This window comes from Streptomyces sp. AC550_RSS872 (genome assembly GCF_019049285.1).
Taxonomy (GTDB): domain Bacteria; phylum Actinomycetota; class Actinomycetes; order Streptomycetales; family Streptomycetaceae; genus Streptomyces.
Genome location: NZ_JAGMUL010000058.1, coordinates 173,480 through 190,776 on the forward strand (window position 1 = coordinate 173,480; position 17,297 = coordinate 190,776).

A 17,297-nucleotide genomic window follows, 5' to 3' on the forward strand; every position below is an offset into this window, starting at 1 on the left:
CTCCCTCGGTGATGGTCAGGGGCGGGTGCGGGTACGGGTACGGGTACGGGCCACTTTGCGGCGTACGCCGCCGAGCAGCGCGTCGAGTTCGGTGAGGCGCAGTGGACGGGCGAGCAGGGCGAAGCCGAGGACGACGGCGGTCGCGCCGGCAACCGTGGAGATGACCGCACCCGCCGATGCGGTTCCCAGGACCGCGAGGTGGCCCAGCGCGGTGGCGGGGACGGCGGCGAGCAGCAGGCGGGCGTGGGCGCCGGCGGCGGTAGAGCGCAGGGGGCGGGCGACGGCGAGGCGGCGGGCCAAGACCCGGCCGGTCAGCGCCCAGCCCGCGCACAGCGCCAGGGAGTACGCCGCCGCCATGCCGGTCACGGCCCAGCGGGCCGGCAGCAGGTGCGCGGCGGCCAGGGACAGTCCCGCGTTGAGGGCGACGATGACGAGGTTGAGCAGGAACGGCGTACGGGTGTCGGAGAGCGCGTAGAAGGCGCGGGACAGGACGTACTGGCCGGACAGGGCGATCAGTCCGGGCGCGAAGGCCATCAGGATCCCGGCCATGGCGGCCGTGTCGGCGGCGCTGGTCCTGCCGTACCCGAAGACGAGGGCCATCACCGGCTGGGCGAGGGCGAACATCGCACAGGCGGCGGGGACCACGGCCGAGGCGCAGACCCGCAGCGCGTGGGAGACGTCGCGGCGTACGGCGGCGGTGTCCCCGTCGGCGGCGGCCGCGCTCATCCGGGGCATCAGCGCGGTGACCACGGAGACGGTGACGATGCCGTGCGGTACGACCCACAGGGCGTAGGCGTTGTTGTAGGCGCCGTAGCCGGGGCCCCCGTGCAGGCCCGCGGTCGTGGCCAGCCGGGTGGTGACCCAGTAGGCGGCCTGGTTGGCCAGGACCAGCAGCACCAGCCAGCCGGCCGCGCGCAGAGGCCGGGTCAGTCCGCTGCCGCGCCAGTCGAAGCGGGGCTGCCAGCGGAAGCGGGCGGCGCGCAGGGCGGGGACGAGGGCGAGGGCCTGGGCGGCGATTCCGGCGGTCGTGCCCCAGCCGAGGACGGCGGTCTCGGCCGGGGTGAGAGTGTCCCCGCCGCCCAGGGCCATCGCCAGGTACAGGCCGAACACGGCCATGACGACGAGGTTGTTGAGCACCGGCGCCCACATCATCGCGCCGAACCGGCCGCGCGCGTTGAGCACTTGCCCCAGCAAGGTGAAGAGTCCGAGGAAGAAGATCTGGGGCAGGCAGTAGCGGGCGAACGCGGTGGTCATGGCCGCCTGTTCGCCGGTGTAGTCGGTGTACACGTCGATGATCGCGGGGGCCGCCCAGACCGCGGCCGCGGTGATCGCGAGCAGGGCGAGGACGCAGACGGTGACGAGCCGGTCGGTGTACGCGGCGCCCCCGTCGTCGTGCTCCTTGGCGGCCTTGACCAGCTCGGGCACGAAGACCGCGTTCAGGGCGCCGCCGAGGAGCAGCATGTAGACGATGGTGGGCAGGGCGTTGCCGACCGCGTAGCCGTCGGGGACCGGCCCGATGGTGCCGATCGCCGCCGCGACGACGGCGGACCGGGCGAAACCGGTGGCCCTCCCGACGACGGACCCGGCGGCCATGACCGCGCTGCCGCGCGCCGCGGAGGAGGCCTCGGAGGCCGCAGGGGCCGCCCTCGTGATCAGCTTCATCGGCGGTTCAGGTACGCCTGGAAGGCGCGGTAAAGCGTGTGGTTGGCGCTGCCGGCCAAGGGCCTCTCCCATTCCCCCAACGTCTCGACGACCTGTCCTCCGGTGCCGAGCTTCCACCGCAGCAGTCCGTACGCACGTTCGTCCGGATCGAGTGTGGAGGGTACCCCGCGCATGTCGTAGACGTCGGCGCCGTGGGCGTGGGCGTCCTGGAGCATCCGCCACTGAAGGGCGTTGGAGGGGCGGACCTCGCGGCGGTGGTCGGCGGAGGCGCCGGTCTGGTACCAGGCACGGCGGCCCACCGTGATCATCGTGTGGGCGGCGAGGATCTCTCCTCGGTGCCGGGCGAGGTAGAGCTTCATCCGGCCCGGTTCCTCGGCGTTGAGGGCCGCGTACTGGCGCTCGTAGTAGGTGAGCGAGCGGCCGAGCCGGAAGCCGTCGCGCCGCTCGGTGACACCCAACAGCCGGTAGAACTCGGGGAGTTCGGCCGCGCTGCCGACCACGACCTCCACGCCCTCCTTCTGGGCGCGGCGGACATTGCGGCGCCACTCCTGGTTGAGCCCGGTCCACAGGTCCTCGGTGCCGCGGCCGGCGAGCGGTACGTGGAAGACGTGCCGGGGCTGGGCGTCCCCGTCCGCTCCGGTGCCGTCCCCGCCGCAGCGACGCCAGCCGCGGGCGCGCAGCCGCTCGGCCACGGCGGTGCCGAGCGGGTCGACCTCGCTGGCGAGGACGTCGCCGAGGCGCCGTCCCGGTCCGGTGAGCGGCTTGAGCAGTGCGGCGTCCCAGCGGCGGTAGGCGGGCGACGGGCCGATGCGTACGGCGAAGGCGCCGGCGCGGCGCAGGTGGTCCAGCAGCGGGCCGAGCCAGCCGTCGATGTCGGGGTCGGTCCAGTCGGCGACGGGTCCTTCGGGGAGGTACGCGAAGTACTTGCGGGTGCCGGGGAACTGCCGTAGCAGCACCAGGGCCACCCCTGTCAGGGCGCCGGCCTGCGGATCGGGTCCCCAGCCGAGCAGTTGGGCGCGCCAGCCTTCCTTGACGTCGGCCCAGGACGGACATTGCAGGAATCCGGCGCCGAGTGCGGCGCCGTCGGGGGACGCGAGGAAGGCGCGGTAGGTCTCCGCGGTGACGGGGCGCAGGGCGAAGCCCCGGTTCCGTGCTTGGCACACGCGGCTGGGCGGCACGAGCAGCGCTGACACAGTCTGAGCCTCTCCTTCTCCCCGGCCCGGTCGCGGGGACACAACAGGAGGCTCACAGCGGTCCATGACCGCTCCGTCCGGCGAATGTGACCGGACCATGACCGTTCCGCACCAGTCGCCGTCACCTTGCCCCAGGGCGGCTGACCTCGGGTTTTACGGCTCTACAGTCACGACATCGCCGAACCGCCCACTGCTTTCCCGCCCTCCCGGAGGTCCTGTTGTCGCGCACCCGTGTACTGCCGCGCAGCCGCGTACTCGCCCCTGCCCGCGTCCGGGCCGCCGTCGTGGCCGCCCTGCTGCTGCCCCTCGCCGCCTGTTCCTCGAACGGCTCCCCCAGTGCCCCCGGCACCAAGGTGAAGCAGCCGACCGCCGACGACCGTCCTGTGACGGTCACCGTCACGCCCACCGGAGGACGGGTCCCGGCCGGCGAGCCCGTGAAGGTCACCGCCTCGGGCGGCCGGCTCACCTCGGTGACCGTCACCGACGGCGAGGGTCACCGGCTCACCGGCAAGGTCGCCGCCGACGGCCGCTCGTGGGTCTCCGACCGCAAGGCCGTACCCGGCGCGGCGTACGCGGTGACGGCGGCGACCCGGAGCGAGGGCGGCACCGCCAAGAGCACCAGGGCCTCCTTCACCACGGCCCCGGCCGGCAAGGTCAACAAGGTCGACTGGCGGCCGGGCACCGGCTCCACCGTCGGTATCGCCCAGCCGATCTCCCTGGTCTTCGACAACCCGGTCGAGAACCGCGCCGAGGTCGAGAAGCAGCTGAGGATCACCACCTCGGACGACACCGAGGGCTCCTGGGGCTGGATCCGCGACTACTCGGGCCGGGACCGGGTGGACTGGCGGCCCAAGGAGTACTGGAAGCCCGGGACCAAGGTCACCCTGAACGCCGAGTTGAACGGCACCGACTCGGGCGCCGACGGCGGCTGGTTCGTACGCGACTACTCGACCACCTTCACCATCGGCGCCCGGCAGATCGTCAAGGTCGACCTCGACCGCCACCAGCTCACCCTCGAACGCGACGGCGAGACCGTCCGGCGCATACCCGTCTCGGGTGGCACCCCGGGCGGCGACAAGCGCTCCTGGCGCGGGACGGCCGTGCTCATGGCCAAGGAAGGAACGATCAACATGAACTCCGAGACGGTGGGCCTGGCCGACGCGTACAACAAGATGGTCGACTACTCGATGCGGCTGACCTGGTCGGGCATGTACGCCCACGCCGCCCCGTGGAACGCCCGCTGGTTCGGCAACTCCAACCAGAGCTCCGGGTGCATAGGGATGAGCGACGCGAACGCCGCCTGGTTCTACGGGCAGGTGCGGCCGGGCGACCCGTTCGAGATCACCGGCAAGGACACCAAGGGCGTCGTCGCCCCCGGCAACGGCTTCGGCGCGTGGAACCTTTCCTGGAGCGAGTGGCAGCACAAGAGCGCGCTGCGGTGAGGTGAGGTGAGAGCAGCACGCACTGATGACCCCGCAGGTCACGCCGTCCGGCCCGGTCGAATTGTGCGTGATCGGTAACAGACGGATCCCTCGGCCGCTTTCCCCCCTCTTGCCGGATGCACAGGCCACGGCGACGGCGAGGAACAGAGGACATGGTGCGAAGCGGCGGACGGGGATGGTACGGCAAGGTGCTCGCGGCGGCGCTCGGCGTGACCGCGGTGGCCGCGATGACCTCGTTCTGGAACGCGCAGGCTGGCTCCCCCGGGGGACGGCCCGCCCAGGCAGGCGTGTCGGCGCCGCCCGCCGAGTCGCCCGCGCAGCCGCAGGGCCGAAAGTCGACGCCGGTGTCGGCGGAGATCGCGCATGCCTCGGACGGCGGTGCCCGGAGCGTCAACATCACCATCGACGACGGGCCGGACCCCGTGTGGACACCCCAAGTGCTGGAGGTGTTGCGGGAGAACGGTGTGAAGGCCACGTTCTGCATGGTGGGCACGCAGGCTCGCGCCCACCCGGACCTGGTCAGGACGGTGGTGGCGGCCGGGCACCGGCTCTGCGACCACACGGTCGCGCACGACGTCACCATGGACCGCAAGTCCGAGGCCTACCAGTCACAGCAGATCCTGGACGCCGAACGCATGATCACCGAGGCGTCCGGGGGCGTCCGCCCGCTGTACTACCGGGCCCCGGGAGGCGCCTTCACGCCGTACAGCCGTCATCTCGCCGCGTCCCGCGGAATGCGCCCGCTCGGCTGGAACATCGACTCCAAGGACTTCGAACTCCCCGGCACCGCCGCCATGGTCGCCACCGTCAAGAACGAGATCTCCAACGGCCCGACCCTGCTCTTCCACGACGCGGGCGGCGACCGCTCCCAGACGGTGGCCGCGCTGCGCGAGGTCCTGCCGTGGCTGAAGGAGCAGGGGTACGCGTTCGGCTTCCCGGTCCGTTGACACCCGGGCCAGGTCGGTTCGCCTCCGACCTGGCCCGAGTTCGAGCCGGGGCCCTCTACCGCCCCGACCGTTCGGCGTCACACGGTCACCGGTACGTCCCCGGGCCCAGCAGGTCGGGCAGCGGGTTGACGAGGTCGCCGGCCGGCGGCTGCCGTTCGGCGGACGGGGTCGCCGTCGGCCAGACCGCGGGGCAGTGGGTGCCCTTGCGGGGGGTCTTCAGGGTGGTGAGGTAGGTGTCGATGGCGTCCCGTGCGCACGGGCTCAGCCAGTAGTCGCCGTGGCCGACACCGTCGTACGTGAGGAGCACGGCCTCGCGGCCGATCTGCCGGGCCGCGTTGGCGCCCCAGGAGTGCGGGGTGGCCGGGTCGAAGCGGCTGTTGGTCATCAGAATCGGCGGGGTCCCGTCGACGCGGAGCCTGCGCTGCGGGTTGGTCACCTCGGCCGGCCAGTTCTGGCAACCGGTCTGGACCGTCCAGCCGAGCGGGCTGAACCGGGTGACGGGGGCCCGGCGGTTGAGCTCGCGTTCGAGGCGGGCCAGGGTGCGGTACGAGGGGACGTCGAGGTCGTAGTCCTGGCACATCACCGAGTGGAACGGGTAGTCCACCGGCTCGCCGTACTTCCGCAGGGACCGTGCCGCCGCGGGGTCGGCGGCGTCCAGGTCGGCGAGGGTCTGAGCGTAGTCGAACCAGCCGGCCGGGTCGTACATGTTGCCCAGGGCCATGGTCTGGAGGTCCTCGGGGGTGACCGTCCGAGGCGGGTCGCCCGGCAGGACCAGTTCACCGGCGTCCGCGCGCTTGTAGAGCGAGTCGAACAGGGCGCGGGCGTCACGGTCGTGGAGCGCGCAGGACGGCGTACGGGCGCACCAGTCGGCGAACTGGCCGTACGACGACTCCAGCGCGTCGGTCTCGGTCCTCTGGAACCCCCGGTTGCCCAGGCTGTGGTCCATGTTCGAGTCGAGGGTCATCGCGCGGACGCGGTGCGGGTAGCGCTCGGCGTACTGCTGGCCGATCGCGGTGCCGTAGGAGACGCCGTAGTAGCTGATCCGCTGCTCGCCGAGGCCGGCGCGGATCGCGTCCAGGTCACGGACGACGCTCCCGGTGTCCATGTGGTCGGCCAGCGGCCCGGTGAGGTCACGGCAGCTCTCGCCGAGCGCGCGGTTCGCCTGCCGGAGGGCGGCGAAGGAGGCGGCGCTGTCGGGGTAGAGCAGCGCGTCCTGGGCCGTCACCCGGTCCATGTCGCACTTCACCGGGTTGCTGCGGCCGACGCCCCGCGGATCGAAGCCCACGATGTCGAAACGCGCCAGCAGTTCGGGCGAGAAGGTGTCGGGCGCTCCGAGCGCGAAGTCCACGCCGGATCCGCCCGGGCCGCCCGGGTTGATCAGCAGCGAGCCGATCCGTCGCCCGGGATCGGTGGCCAGGTGCCGGGCGAGCGCCAGGTCGAAGGTCGCACCGCCTGGCCGCTTCCAGTCGACGGGCACCTTGAGGGTGGCGCACTCGAAACGGCCTAAAGCGCCCTGTCCGGGCGGTGCTTCACAGGCTTTCCAGGCTATTCGCCCGGTCGCGGGCGTCTTGTCCGACGAGGCCACGGCCGTCCCGGCGAGCAACTGACCGAACAGCGCGGCTACGACGGCTCCGACAGCGAGTCTCCTGCGCGCCTTCGCACGCGGGATCAGTGGGGGGTTGGACGTCACTGACACTCCTCCATGAATCAGGGTTCACAGACGGACCACAGCTTCGGCCCAACGACCTTGTGAATCAAGGGAAATGAGACCGCATCAGCTCTGACGGGCGCCGAACTCCGAGCTGACGCCGACCGGGATCCCCGCGTTCTGCGCCGGCCCGGGCTGCCGCCTCCTGCGAGGACCTACTGGTCGAGGCGGTTCTCGATGCCGGGCCCGACGGCCCCGCCCGGGGACGCGGGAAGCGGTGCGGCGGCAGGCCGCTCTGATCAAGGCGTCGCTCGCCGACGTGCCGGGCGTGCCGATCGCGCGCCGAACTGGTACCGGTCCCTGCCCGGCCTATCCTTGAAGTGAGTGGCCGGCGTGGGCGGTCAGGGGGTTCTCGGACGTTCCCGGACGAGCCAGGGAGGCCCCCGTGAGTGTGTATCGGGGTCGTAGGGCCCTTGCCACCGCCGCGTTGCCGCCGACCGTGGCCGTGGCCGTGGCCCTGGCCGGCTGCGGCTCGGGCGGGAGCGCCTCCGGTGAGGACGGGTTCAGGGTCGGGCTGCTGCTCAGCCAGAACGTGCAGACGCGCTGGGAGAGTTTCGACAAGCCGCTGATCGAGAAGAAGGTCACGGAGCTGTGCGCGGACTGCACGCTGGAGTACGCCAACGCCGAGGGGGATGTCGCCACCCAGCAGCAACAGGTGGAGGCCATGATCAACAGGGATGTCGAGGTCCTGCTCCTGAGCGCCGTGAACTTCAGGTCGCTGCGCCACTCCGTCGAGAGGGCCCACGACGCCGGGATCCCGGTGATCGCCTACGACGGCCTCGTCGAGGGCCCGATCTCGGCCCACGTCTCCTTCGACAACGAACGGGTCGGCAGGCTCCAGGGCGAGGCGCTCCTGCGGGCCCTGGGGGACAGGGCGGCCGACGGGCAGGTCGTCATGATGAACGGCCCGCAGACCTCCCCGACCAACATCGCGTTCAAGAAGGGCGCTCTCTCCGTCCTCCAGGGCAAGGTCACGATCGGCAAGTCGTACGACACCCCGGGCTGGAGCCAGGAGACCGCCCACACCAACATGGACAACGCCCTCGCCTCCCTGGGCGCCGACAGCATCGACGGCGTCTACGCCGCCAACGACGGGCTGGCCGCCGGCGTGATCTCCGCCCTCAAGTACGCCGGCATCGACCCGCTGCCCCCCGTCACCGGCCAGGACGCCGACCTCGCCGCGGTACAGCGCCTCGTGCTGGGCGAGCAGTACATGAGCGTCTACAAGCCCTTCAAGGCCGAGGCCGACGCGGCCGCGAGGATGGCCGTCGCCCTGGGCCGCGGCGAGGACATCACCGACCTCACCGACACCACGGTCGACACGGCCACCACCAAGAACGTCCCGGCCGTCCGGCTCGACCCCGTACCCGTGACCGTCGACGACATCAGGTCCACCGTCGTCAAGGACGGCGTCTACACGCTCCAGCAGATCTGCACGCCGAAGTTCGCGGCCGCCTGCCAGAAGGCCGGACTCACCGGATGAGGACACCTCCCTCCCGCGGCGGGGAAAGTCTGTCGTCGCGGAACCACATCTCCCTGCCCGGCGGCGTTAGGGTTGTCGGACGAGGCAGAGGGTGCCCGGGCGCCTCGTCGTGTCCCCGAATTGAAGGTGCTATGCCCGCTGAGAACGCCCCCGTCGCCGGGAACCTCGACGACGACGACTATCCCGCCTACACCATGGGACGAGCCGCCGACGTTCTCGGCATCACCCCCGCCTTCCTCCGTGCCGTCGGCGGCAGCGGGCTGATCACCCCGCTGCGTTCGGAGGGCGGCCACCGCCGCTACTCCCGCCGCCAGTTGCGTATCGCCGCCCGCGCCCGTGAGCTCGTCGACCAGGGCACCCCCATCGAGGCCGCCTGCCGCATCGTCTCCCTGGAGGACCAGCTGGAGGACGCCCTCCGGCTGGTCCGGGACATGCGCCGAAGGCTGGACGAACGGGACGCGGACGCCTAGATACCTGGTCCGGCCGGCACAGAATTACGGCCCACGGCGGGACGAGAATTACCGGACGGTGCCGAAAATGCACGGAGGCTTCCGCCCCGACTGTGTTAGCGTGATAGCAGTTGCAGTTTTGGTTGCCAGAGACTTGTTTCTTTGCAGAGCTTTCCGGATCTTTCCGGAGGGGTGATCATCGCGGCGACTCGGATCCGTAAAGTGCGGATTCCGGTACTGCCCCCCAAGGGAGATTCAATATGGCATCTGGCACCGTGAAGTGGTTCAACGCGGAAAAGGGCTTCGGCTTCATCGAGCAGGACGGCGGCGGCGCTGACGTGTTCGCCCACTACTCGAACATCGCCACCAGCGGCTTCCGCGAGCTTCAGGAAGGCCAGAAGGTTACCTTCGACGTCACGCAGGGCCAGAAGGGCCCGCAGGCCGAGAACATCGTTCCCGCCTGACGCTGACTGTCGCGAACATGTAGCTGGGGCCCGCGCTCTTGGGGTGCGGGCCCCAGCTCATTGCTTTCCCCGAGTTCCCTGAGTTCTCTCAGCCCTCGGCGATCCCGGAGTCCCCGGATCACTGACAGCCCCGGCTTCCCCGCCGAGCGGCCTTTCGTATTTCCCTCGGCTCATTCTTGTGAATCCGCGTGCGGTTCCCCACCGCTGGGCAGAATTCCTCGATACGCCGGATCGAGGAAGGTTCCCCATGAACCGCACCCGCCGTACCGGCGGCAGCTCAGGTCGTGTCCGCGCCCACAAGACGGGCCGGCAGAACCCCCGAGCACGCACCACTACCACCCGTCCGCAGGAGTTCACCCTGCCGGTCACCCTCACCGAGCCGCTGCCCGCGGTCGCGACCTTCGCCGAGCTGGAACTTCCGGCCCGGCTGCTGACCGCGCTCGCCGCCGAGGGCGTGACCGTGCCCTTCCCGATCCAGGCGGCGACGCTGCCGAACGCGCTGGCCGGACGGGACGTACTGGGCCGGGGCCGCACCGGCTCGGGCAAGACGCTCGCCTTCGGCCTGCCCGTACTGGCCCGGCTGAACGGCCGGCGGGCCGAGCCCCGACAGCCGCTCGCGCTCGTCCTCGTCCCCACCCGGGAACTGGCCCAGCAGGTCACCGACGCGCTCACCCCCTACGCCCGCGCCCTGCGGCTGCGGCTCGCCACCGTCGTGGGCGGCATGGCGATCGGCCGGCAGGCGACCGCGCTGCGCGGCGGTGCCGAGGTCGTCGTCGCCACCCCCGGCCGGCTCAAGGACCTCATCGAACGGGGCGACTGCCGGCTGGACCAGGTCGGCGTCACCGTCCTGGACGAGGCCGACCAGATGGCCGACATGGGCTTCATGCCGCAGGTGACCGCCCTGCTCGACCAGGTCGCCCCTGGCGGCCAGCGGCTGCTGTTCTCGGCCACCCTGGACCGCAACATCGACCTCCTGGTGCGCCGCTACCTCCACGACCCCGTGGTGCACTCGGTCGACCCGTCCGCGGGCGCCGTCAGCACCATGGAACACCATCTGCTGCACGTGCAGGACGCCGACAAGCACACCACCGCGACCGAGATCGCCGCCCGTGACGGCCGGGTGATCATGTTCCTGGACACCAAGCACGCCGCGGACAAGCTGGCCAAGCACCTGCTGTCCGTCGGGGTGCGGGCCTCGGCCCTGCACGGCGGCAAGTCCCAGCCGCAGCGCAACAAGACGCTCGCCCGCTTCAAGGACGGCGAGGTCACCGTCCTGGTGGCCACCAACGTCGCCGCCCGCGGAATCCACGTCGACGACCTCGACCTCGTCGTCAACGTCGACCCGCCCGGCGACCACAAGGACTATCTGCACCGGGGCGGCCGTACCGCACGCGCCGGCGAGTCCGGCACCGTCGTCACCCTCGTCCTGCCGCACCAGCGGCGCGCGATGGACCGTCTGATGGCCGACGCCGGCATCAAACCGCGCTCCGCGCAGGTCCGGCCCGGCGAGGCCGAACTGCACCGCATCACCGGCGCCCGGACCCCGTCCGGCGTGCCCGTCAGCCTCACTCCGCCGCCCGCCGAGCAGAGCGAACGCACGGGAACCCCCGGCCGCGGCCGGCGAGGACGGGGCGGCACCGGCCGTGGCACCAACGGGCGGACAGCCGACCGCAGCGGAAACGGACGCTCCACCACCCGGAACCGTCGCTCTGCTCCGAGGAACACCCCGAGGAACACCCCGTAGCCCAGGCAACTCCGTGGAGGCACCCATGCGTTGTGTCATCGCCCGTTTCCCCTTCGACCTCATCAAGAGCGAGGTCGAGCAGTCGATGAGCGGCGTCACGCCCGAACCCCTCGTGGGCGTCGCCGTCACCATCGGCCGCCGGGTCTACCCGGTGATGCAGGTCGGGGAAGTGATCACCCGGCAGAACCGTCGCGACTTCACCGCCGGTGAGATGCGCCGGGCGCTGACCCGGCTGGGTTTCACCTGCCACGACACCCCTCCGGTCGCGCCGGCCGCGGGCACGCGAGGCGCCGAGGGTGCGCTGGGCTGGTGACGTCTGCGTCGCTGCCCGCACCGTGACGGCCGTGGTCGGGCTAGGCTCCTGAGACATGACGCACCCTGACGACCTGCTCGTCGCGATCGCCGCGATGGTGGAGTCGCGGCACAGCAGCCAGATGTCCCTGACCGTGGTGATCCCGGGAGCCGTCATCACGGGACGGCTGGCCCCGGAGGGCCTGTGGAAGGAACGCGTGGCCGAAGTCCTGCGGGACTCCGACCACCTGCGGCCGTTCGCCGCCGCGTTCACCCCGCCCCAGGACGACGGCGGCCACCGGCCGGAAGACGGGACCGGACCCACGCATCTCCACTTCCATGTCGCCCGGATCCTCCAGGGCAGCTTCGGCATCCCCGACAGCGGCGGCATGTACCGCGTCGCGTTGAAGGACGTGAGCGCCTGGACCATCGGGGACATCGGCTACTCGGACCAGTGAAAGCCCCCGGCTCCTCCCCTCGCCTGCGGGGAGGAGCCGGGGGCTGACGCGCTGCTCGGTCTACGCGGCGTTGTCACCGGTCACGTCGGTCACCGTCCAGCGCTGGTTGGCGCCGGAGTTCGCCAGCCACACGCCGACGGAGGCGCCGTCGCTCGTGGACTCCCCGGAGACGTCCGCGAGGCGGCCGGTGGCGGCGTTGACGAGGGTCCAGGTGCCGTCGCCGGTCGTCGACATGATCCACTGGGCGGCGCTGTCACGGCGGCCCTCGTCGGGCTCGGCCACCAGGGCGCCGTCCCGGACGGCCAGGCGCTTGTCCTCGGTCACCTCGGTGAAGGCGTACCGCTTGCGGTTGTCGCTGCCGTTGCCGCTGATCTGCTCCAGGCGCCACTGCTGACCGGTGGGGTCGGAGGCGTCGGCGCTCCTGATGACCAGGCCGGTGCCGTTGTCGGCGATGGTGAGGTCCTTGCCGCTCTGGACGCCGGTCAGCCGGTAGGTGTGGCCTTGGCGCAGCTCGGCCGCGTCCTTCGCGACGCCGGAGACGCCGTTGACCAGGAACGACGTCACGGACTGGGCGGGCACGGCGACCGTGGCCTGCTTTCCGGTGACGCGCACGGCCCTCTGCTTCTCCAGTTTGCCGTCGGCGCTGGTCACCACCGGGGTGACGGTGGCGTAGGGGGAGATACGGCCGAACTTCGACAGGTCGAGCGTGACGTCGCGGGCCTCGGTGGTGCTGTTGACGTGGACGACGGTCGCCGCGTCGCCCTTGCGGGAGACCGCCGCGGTGCTGGAGGTGTCGTTCGTCTTGATCAGCCGGTCGCCGGGCTTGATGTAGTGCGTGAAGTTACGGGCCGTGTCGAACTTGGTGTTGGTGTGGATCGGGCAGCTTTCGAGCGTGTCCTTCGAGGTGCAGCTGAACGACAGCTGGATCTCGCCCCAGTTGCCGCCCTTCGCGGACTCGCCGCCCGGCTTCATGTTGTCGTAGTCCTCGACGGGCTGCCAGAACACCCAGGCGCGGGGCTCCAGTTCACGCAGGTCGTCGACGATGCGCTGGGCGAGGCCCAGGCCGGGGCGCATGTCCGTGAAGCTCTGGCCGTCGCCCCAGTCGCCCTCGACCTCGCTCATCCACAGCGGCTTGTCGGCGGCCTTGGCCAGGTCGCGGACGGTGGTGCGCCGGCTGGTGCCGTAGGTGTGGACGTTCATCTGGGCGACGAGGTCGCGGACCTCCTGGGGGTAGGAGTTCCAGTTGGTGGCGAAGGTGCCGGGGTTGGTCTCGTCCATCGCGGAGATCTCCGCGCCGGTACGGGACTCGGCCAGGGTCGGGGCCAGCGCGCGGAGCACCTTCTGCTGGAGTTCGGGGCCGATGTGGGCGCCCTCCTGACGGCCGCCGACGGGCTCGCCGTCCGCACCGAGCTTGGTGCCCCAGTAGTCGGTGTTCGGCTCGTTGAACGGGTCGAGGGTGTCGACCTTGATGCCGTGCGCCTTCTCGAGGCGTTCGGTGGCGCCCACCAGGTACTTGGCGAAGTCGTCCACGGACTCGGTCTTGAGCTGGTCCTTGCCGGCGTCGAAGTTGCCGGAGACGTAGCCGCTCTCGGTCATGAACCACGGCGGGGAGTTGCTGAAGGTCTCCCAGTGGGTGATGTCCTTCTTGATGCGGTCGACCCACCAGCGCTGCGTCTTGTCGGCCTTGTTGTTCCAGTCGGCGGGGTCGTCCGCGTCCCACCAGTCGACGTCCTCGCGGGTGGTGCCCGCCGGGGCCTTCCACCAGCCCTCGACCGCGCCGCCGGCCCGCAGATAGTCCTTGACGTCCGGGGCGTTGCCGCCGCCGATGTTGTAGCGGGCGATGTTCAGGGCGAGCCCGTCGTCGCCGAAGAGCAGCTTGGCGAGCTTCTCGCGGATCGCGGGCGGGTAGTCGCCGGTGGCGTTGGCGAACCAGACCAGGCTGGTGCCCCAGCCCTCGAACTTCTCCTGCTTGTACGACGGGTCGGGCCGGACGGTGACCGAAGCGGCGGCGGTCGTGTCCGCGGGCGTGGCCGGCAGTGTGGTGGCGGCCAGCACGGTGCCGGTCGCGAGGGCGGTGACGCCGATGCCCAGGAGTCTTCTCTTGCGGGTGCGGTGTGCCATCTCGAGTACTCCAGCTCTTCCGTGCGCCGCGCGTCCCGTGCGGGATTCGATGCGGTTCGGTTCGATGCGGTTCGGTGTGTTCTCGTCCGGTTTCGGCTCGTAATGTTTACGTAAACATCCGCTGGCGGGATGTCTACACTGTGCGAATCTCGGCGGTCAAGGAGTTGGCCGGAACCGAAAGTTGCGCACCCAGGGGGCAGCGTGGGGACTACGGACAGAGACGGCGCGCCGATGGACACGCGCCCCGCGGGAGGCCGCACGCGCGGGCGTGCCGCCCGCCCACGCCAGGGCGCCTCCATGGCCGACGTCGCACAGCTGGCCGGTGTCTCCTCCCAGACGGTCTCCCGTGTCTCGAACGGCTTCCCGGGGGTGACCGAGGAGACCCGGCAGCAGGTCATGGCCGCGATGCGGGAGCTGGGCTACCGGCCCAACAGCGCCGCGCGGGCCCTCAAACGGGGCGAGTTCCGCACCCTGGGCGTGATCACGTTCTCGCTCTCCACCCACGGGAACATCCGCACCCTGGAGGCCATCGCGACCTCCGCCGCCCAGCACGGCTACGCCGTCACGCTGCTGCCGGTCGCCGTCCCCACGCAGGACGAGGTGAACGGCGCCTTTTCCCGCCTCGGGGAACTCGCCGTGGACGCGGTCATCGTCATCATGGAGATCCACCTCCTCGACGCGGCGACGGTCTCGCTGCCGCCCGGCGTCCAGGTCGTGGTGGCCGACTCGGACGCCGGCGACCGCTACACCGTCGTCGACACCGACCAGGCGGGCGGCGCCCGCGACGCCGTACGGCATCTGCTGGACCTCGGCCATGACACGGTCTGGCACCTGGCCGGCCCCCAGGGCTCCTTCGCCGCACAGCGCCGTGCCAACGCCTGGCGCGACGCCCTCACCGAGGCGGGCGTCACCCCGCCGCCCCTGGTCCGCGGCGACTGGTCGGCCGAGTCGGGCTACCGCGCGGGGCTGCGTCTCGCCGACGACCACGACTGCACGGCCGTGTTCGCGGCCAACGACCAGATGGCCCTGGGCCTCCTGCGCGCCCTGCACGAACGCGGCCGCAAGGTCCCCGACGACGTCAGCGTCATCGGCTTCGACGACCTCCCCGAGTCCGCATCCTTCCTCCCCCCGCTCACCACCATCCACCAGGACTTCGCCGAGGTCGGCCGCCTCTGCGTCGAGGGCGTCATCACCAAGATCCGCCACGGGGGCACGACCCACGGCACGACACTGGTCCCGACGCGTCTCGTACGCCGCGCGAGCACGGGCGCGCCGCCGGGTGCCCGGGAGGGCGGCTAGGAGGTTCCGCGCGGTCGCCGTCGCGGGGCAGGATCACTCGCCCCCGCCGCCCCTACCCGTCCCGTCCCTGGGGGCTGCGCCCCCTGACCCCCGCTGTCGGCCCTTCGGGCCTCGTCCTCAAACGCCGGACGGGCTGAACAACTCAGCCACCGTCCGTCACGGCACGGGAGGCCGCGGCGGCGCAGGGGGCAGTGTCGTCACGGGTGGGGCCGGTTCCGGCCAGACCAGGAGGACGGGGCAGGGGGCGTGGTCGACGACGAAGCGGCTGGGTGGGGCGAGGCTGTGCGGGCCGAGGCGGGTGCGGTCCCCGTCACGGGACAGGATGAGGAGGTCGGCGTCGGCCGTCGCGGTGATGACCTCGTGTTCGGTCCGGCCGGTGCGTTCGACGCGGCGGCAGGAGCGGGCGAGGCGGTCGGCGGCGGCCTGGAGGAGGGTTTCGGCGGAGGCGGCGGCGAGGTGTTCCACGCGGGTGCCGGGATCGCGTTCCGGGTGGCCGCGGCCGAGGAGCCCGGCGAACGCGCCGTGGGCGGCGTCCGCGACATCGGGACCGGTGACGTGCAGCAGGACGACCTCGGCGTCCTCGGGGGCGTGCCGCCGCGCGGCGTCCACGCAGGCGGGCCAGGTGCCCTCGACGATCCAGACGACCACCACCGCCATGGGTCCAGCCTCCTCCGGTCAGGCTCCGATCAGGGCCAGTGACGCCCACAGTGCCAGCACCGAGGCGCCCAGGCTCGCCGGTACCGCGTACAGGCCGAGCCGGGTGAACTCGCCCAGCCGCACCTCCGCGTCGTGGGCGTGCACGATACGCCGCCACAGCAGGGTGGCCAGCGAACCGGCGTAGGTGAGGTTGGGGCCGATGTTCACGCCGAGGAGCACGGCGAGGACGGCGCCGGGGCCGGTCGCGGCGGCGGGTGGCAGCAGGACCAGGACGGCGGGCAGGTTGTTGATCGCGTTGGCCAGTACGGCGGCCAGCACGGCGATGCCGAGCAGGGCGAGCAGCCCGGTGCCGTCCGGGATCAGGTGGCCCAAGGCCGTGCCGAGGCCGTTGTCCACGACCGCGCGGACCACGATCCCGAGCGCCAGGACGAAGGCGAGGAACGGCACCGAGACCGACCGCAGCAGCGCCTTCGGCGTCGTACGGCGCCGCAGCAGGGCCCGCGCGCCGAGGACCGTCGCGCCCGCCAGCGCCGCCCAGGCCGGGTCGACGCCGAGCGCCGAGGTCAGCACGAAACCGGCCAGCGTGCACGCGACGGTCACCAGGGCGAACAGCGGCAGTCGGGGGGCGTCGCCGGTGGGCGGGGCCTGGGCCCCGGCGTCCAGGTCGGTGGCGAAGAAACGCCGGAAGACCACGTACTCCACGACGATCGCGGCCACCCACGGCAGCGCCATCAGCGCGGCGAACCGGGTGAAGCTGAGCCCGCTCGCCGCGAACGCCAGCAGGTTGGTGAGGTTGGACACCGGCAGGAGCAGGGAGGCCGTGTTGGACAGGTGCGTGCAGGCGTAGACGTGCGGTTTGGGGCGGGCGCCGAGCCGGGCGGCGGTGGCGAACACCACCGGCGTGAGCAGCACGACCGTGGCGTCCAGGCTCAGTACGGCCGTGATCGCCGAGGCGGCCAGGAACACCTGCCCCAGCAGCCGACGCGGCCGCCCCTGCGCCGTACGCGCCATCCACGCCCCGCAGGCCTGGAACAGCCCCTCGTCGTCACAGAGTTGGGCGAGGACCAGTACGGCCGCGAGGAAACCGATCACCGGGCCGAGCTGTTCGGCCTCGTCGAGGGCGTGGGCCGGGGAGATCGCCCCGGTGGCCACGACGAGCGCGGCGGCCGGTACGGCGACGACGGCCTCCGGCCAGTTGAAGGGACGGACGACGGCGCAGACCAGCACGAGCGCGAGCATGGCCACGGACAGGGTCTCCGCGAGCGGGGTGTTCAGGTTCGGTCCTTCCGGGCGGTGGCGGCCGGGCCGCCGGGGCGCGAGTGATCTCGCCGCACCGTACTCCGCGCAGGTAAGCGCCCCCGGAACCCCGTCCGGTGCCG

15 protein-coding genes are annotated in these 17,297 nt (G+C 71.7%); 9 read left to right on the forward strand and 6 right to left on the reverse strand.

Annotated features, from left to right (window positions below; all coding sequences use genetic code 11):
- Window positions 1-15: 15 nt before the first annotated feature.
- A complete protein-coding gene (murJ, locus tag KUM44_RS23875; RefSeq protein WP_302186037.1) occupies window positions 16-1,662 on the reverse strand; it encodes a murein biosynthesis integral membrane protein MurJ in 1,647 nt (548 codons plus the stop codon).
- Window positions 1,659-2,855 carry a peptidoglycan bridge formation glycyltransferase FemA/FemB family protein gene (locus KUM44_RS23880; RefSeq protein ID WP_217210828.1) on the reverse strand — a complete coding sequence of 399 codons (1,197 nt, stop codon included), beginning with the start codon at window positions 2,853-2,855 and terminating at the stop codon, window positions 1,659-1,661. The genes murJ and KUM44_RS23880 overlap by 4 nt, the downstream gene beginning before the upstream one ends.
- Window positions 2,856-3,073: 218 nt before the next feature.
- On the opposite strand from KUM44_RS23880, the gene KUM44_RS23885 reads away from it, so the two are divergent.
- Together KUM44_RS23885 and KUM44_RS23890 are read left to right on the forward strand one after the other, a co-directional pair.
- On the forward strand, window positions 3,074-4,297 hold the full coding sequence (locus tag KUM44_RS23885; protein WP_254389972.1) for an Ig-like domain-containing protein: 1,224 nt from the start codon (window positions 3,074-3,076) through the stop codon (window positions 4,295-4,297).
- Between the two features lie 152 nt (window positions 4,298-4,449).
- Entirely contained in the window at window positions 4,450-5,244 is a 795-nt protein-coding gene (locus tag KUM44_RS23890) for a polysaccharide deacetylase family protein (RefSeq protein ID WP_217210830.1), read from the forward strand.
- Window positions 5,245-5,329: 85 nt separating this feature from the next.
- On the opposite strand, the gene KUM44_RS23895 is transcribed toward KUM44_RS23890, so the two are convergent.
- A complete protein-coding gene (locus KUM44_RS23895) occupies window positions 5,330-6,934 on the reverse strand; it encodes an alpha/beta hydrolase (RefSeq protein ID WP_308402706.1) in 1,605 nt (534 codons plus the stop codon).
- Window positions 6,935-7,337: 403 nt separating this feature from the next.
- On the opposite strand from KUM44_RS23895, the gene KUM44_RS23900 reads away from it, so the two are divergent.
- The 6 genes from KUM44_RS23900 (at window position 7,338) to KUM44_RS23925 (ending at window position 11,841) form a co-directional block, all read left to right on the forward strand.
- Window positions 7,338-8,435 (forward strand): substrate-binding domain-containing protein, encoded by a 1,098-nt coding sequence (locus tag KUM44_RS23900; RefSeq protein ID WP_308402707.1) that lies wholly within the window; start codon window positions 7,338-7,340, stop codon window positions 8,433-8,435.
- Between the two features lie 131 nt (window positions 8,436-8,566).
- Window positions 8,567-8,905 (forward strand): MerR family transcriptional regulator, encoded by a 339-nt coding sequence (locus KUM44_RS23905; RefSeq protein ID WP_217210832.1) that lies wholly within the window; start codon window positions 8,567-8,569, stop codon window positions 8,903-8,905.
- A gap of 239 nt (window positions 8,906-9,144) precedes the next feature.
- A complete protein-coding gene (locus KUM44_RS23910) occupies window positions 9,145-9,348 on the forward strand; it encodes a cold-shock protein (protein WP_007383480.1) in 204 nt (67 codons plus the stop codon).
- A gap of 247 nt (window positions 9,349-9,595) precedes the next feature.
- Entirely contained in the window at window positions 9,596-11,092 is a 1,497-nt protein-coding gene (locus KUM44_RS23915) for a DEAD/DEAH box helicase (RefSeq protein ID WP_217210834.1), read from the forward strand.
- Between the two features lie 25 nt (window positions 11,093-11,117).
- Window positions 11,118-11,405 carry an SCO5918 family protein gene (locus KUM44_RS23920; RefSeq protein WP_217210837.1) on the forward strand — a complete coding sequence of 96 codons (288 nt, stop codon included), beginning with the start codon at window positions 11,118-11,120 and terminating at the stop codon, window positions 11,403-11,405.
- A gap of 55 nt (window positions 11,406-11,460) precedes the next feature.
- A complete protein-coding gene (locus KUM44_RS23925; RefSeq protein ID WP_217210839.1) occupies window positions 11,461-11,841 on the forward strand; it encodes a hypothetical protein in 381 nt (126 codons plus the stop codon).
- Window positions 11,842-11,901: 60 nt separating this feature from the next.
- Here the strand turns inward: KUM44_RS23925 and KUM44_RS23930 are convergent, their stop codons facing one another.
- Window positions 11,902-13,962 carry a glycoside hydrolase gene (locus KUM44_RS23930; RefSeq protein WP_217210844.1) on the reverse strand — a complete coding sequence of 687 codons (2,061 nt, stop codon included), beginning with the start codon at window positions 13,960-13,962 and terminating at the stop codon, window positions 11,902-11,904.
- Window positions 13,963-14,259: 297 nt separating this feature from the next.
- Between KUM44_RS23930 and KUM44_RS23935 the strand changes: the two genes are divergently transcribed.
- Window positions 14,260-15,261 carry a LacI family DNA-binding transcriptional regulator gene (locus tag KUM44_RS23935; protein WP_217210845.1) on the forward strand — a complete coding sequence of 334 codons (1,002 nt, stop codon included), beginning with the start codon at window positions 14,260-14,262 and terminating at the stop codon, window positions 15,259-15,261.
- Between the two features lie 156 nt (window positions 15,262-15,417).
- On the opposite strand, the gene KUM44_RS23940 is transcribed toward KUM44_RS23935, so the two are convergent.
- Both KUM44_RS23940 and KUM44_RS23945 read right to left on the reverse strand, forming a co-directional pair.
- The gene (locus KUM44_RS23940; RefSeq protein WP_217210846.1) at window positions 15,418-15,918 is read right to left on the reverse strand and encodes a universal stress protein; all 501 of its coding nucleotides are present in this window, start codon (window positions 15,916-15,918) and stop codon (window positions 15,418-15,420) included.
- Between the two features lie 18 nt (window positions 15,919-15,936).
- The gene (locus tag KUM44_RS23945) at window positions 15,937-17,193 is read right to left on the reverse strand and encodes an arsenic transporter (protein ID WP_254390020.1); all 1,257 of its coding nucleotides are present in this window, start codon (window positions 17,191-17,193) and stop codon (window positions 15,937-15,939) included.
- Window positions 17,194-17,297: the final 104 nt, after the last annotated feature.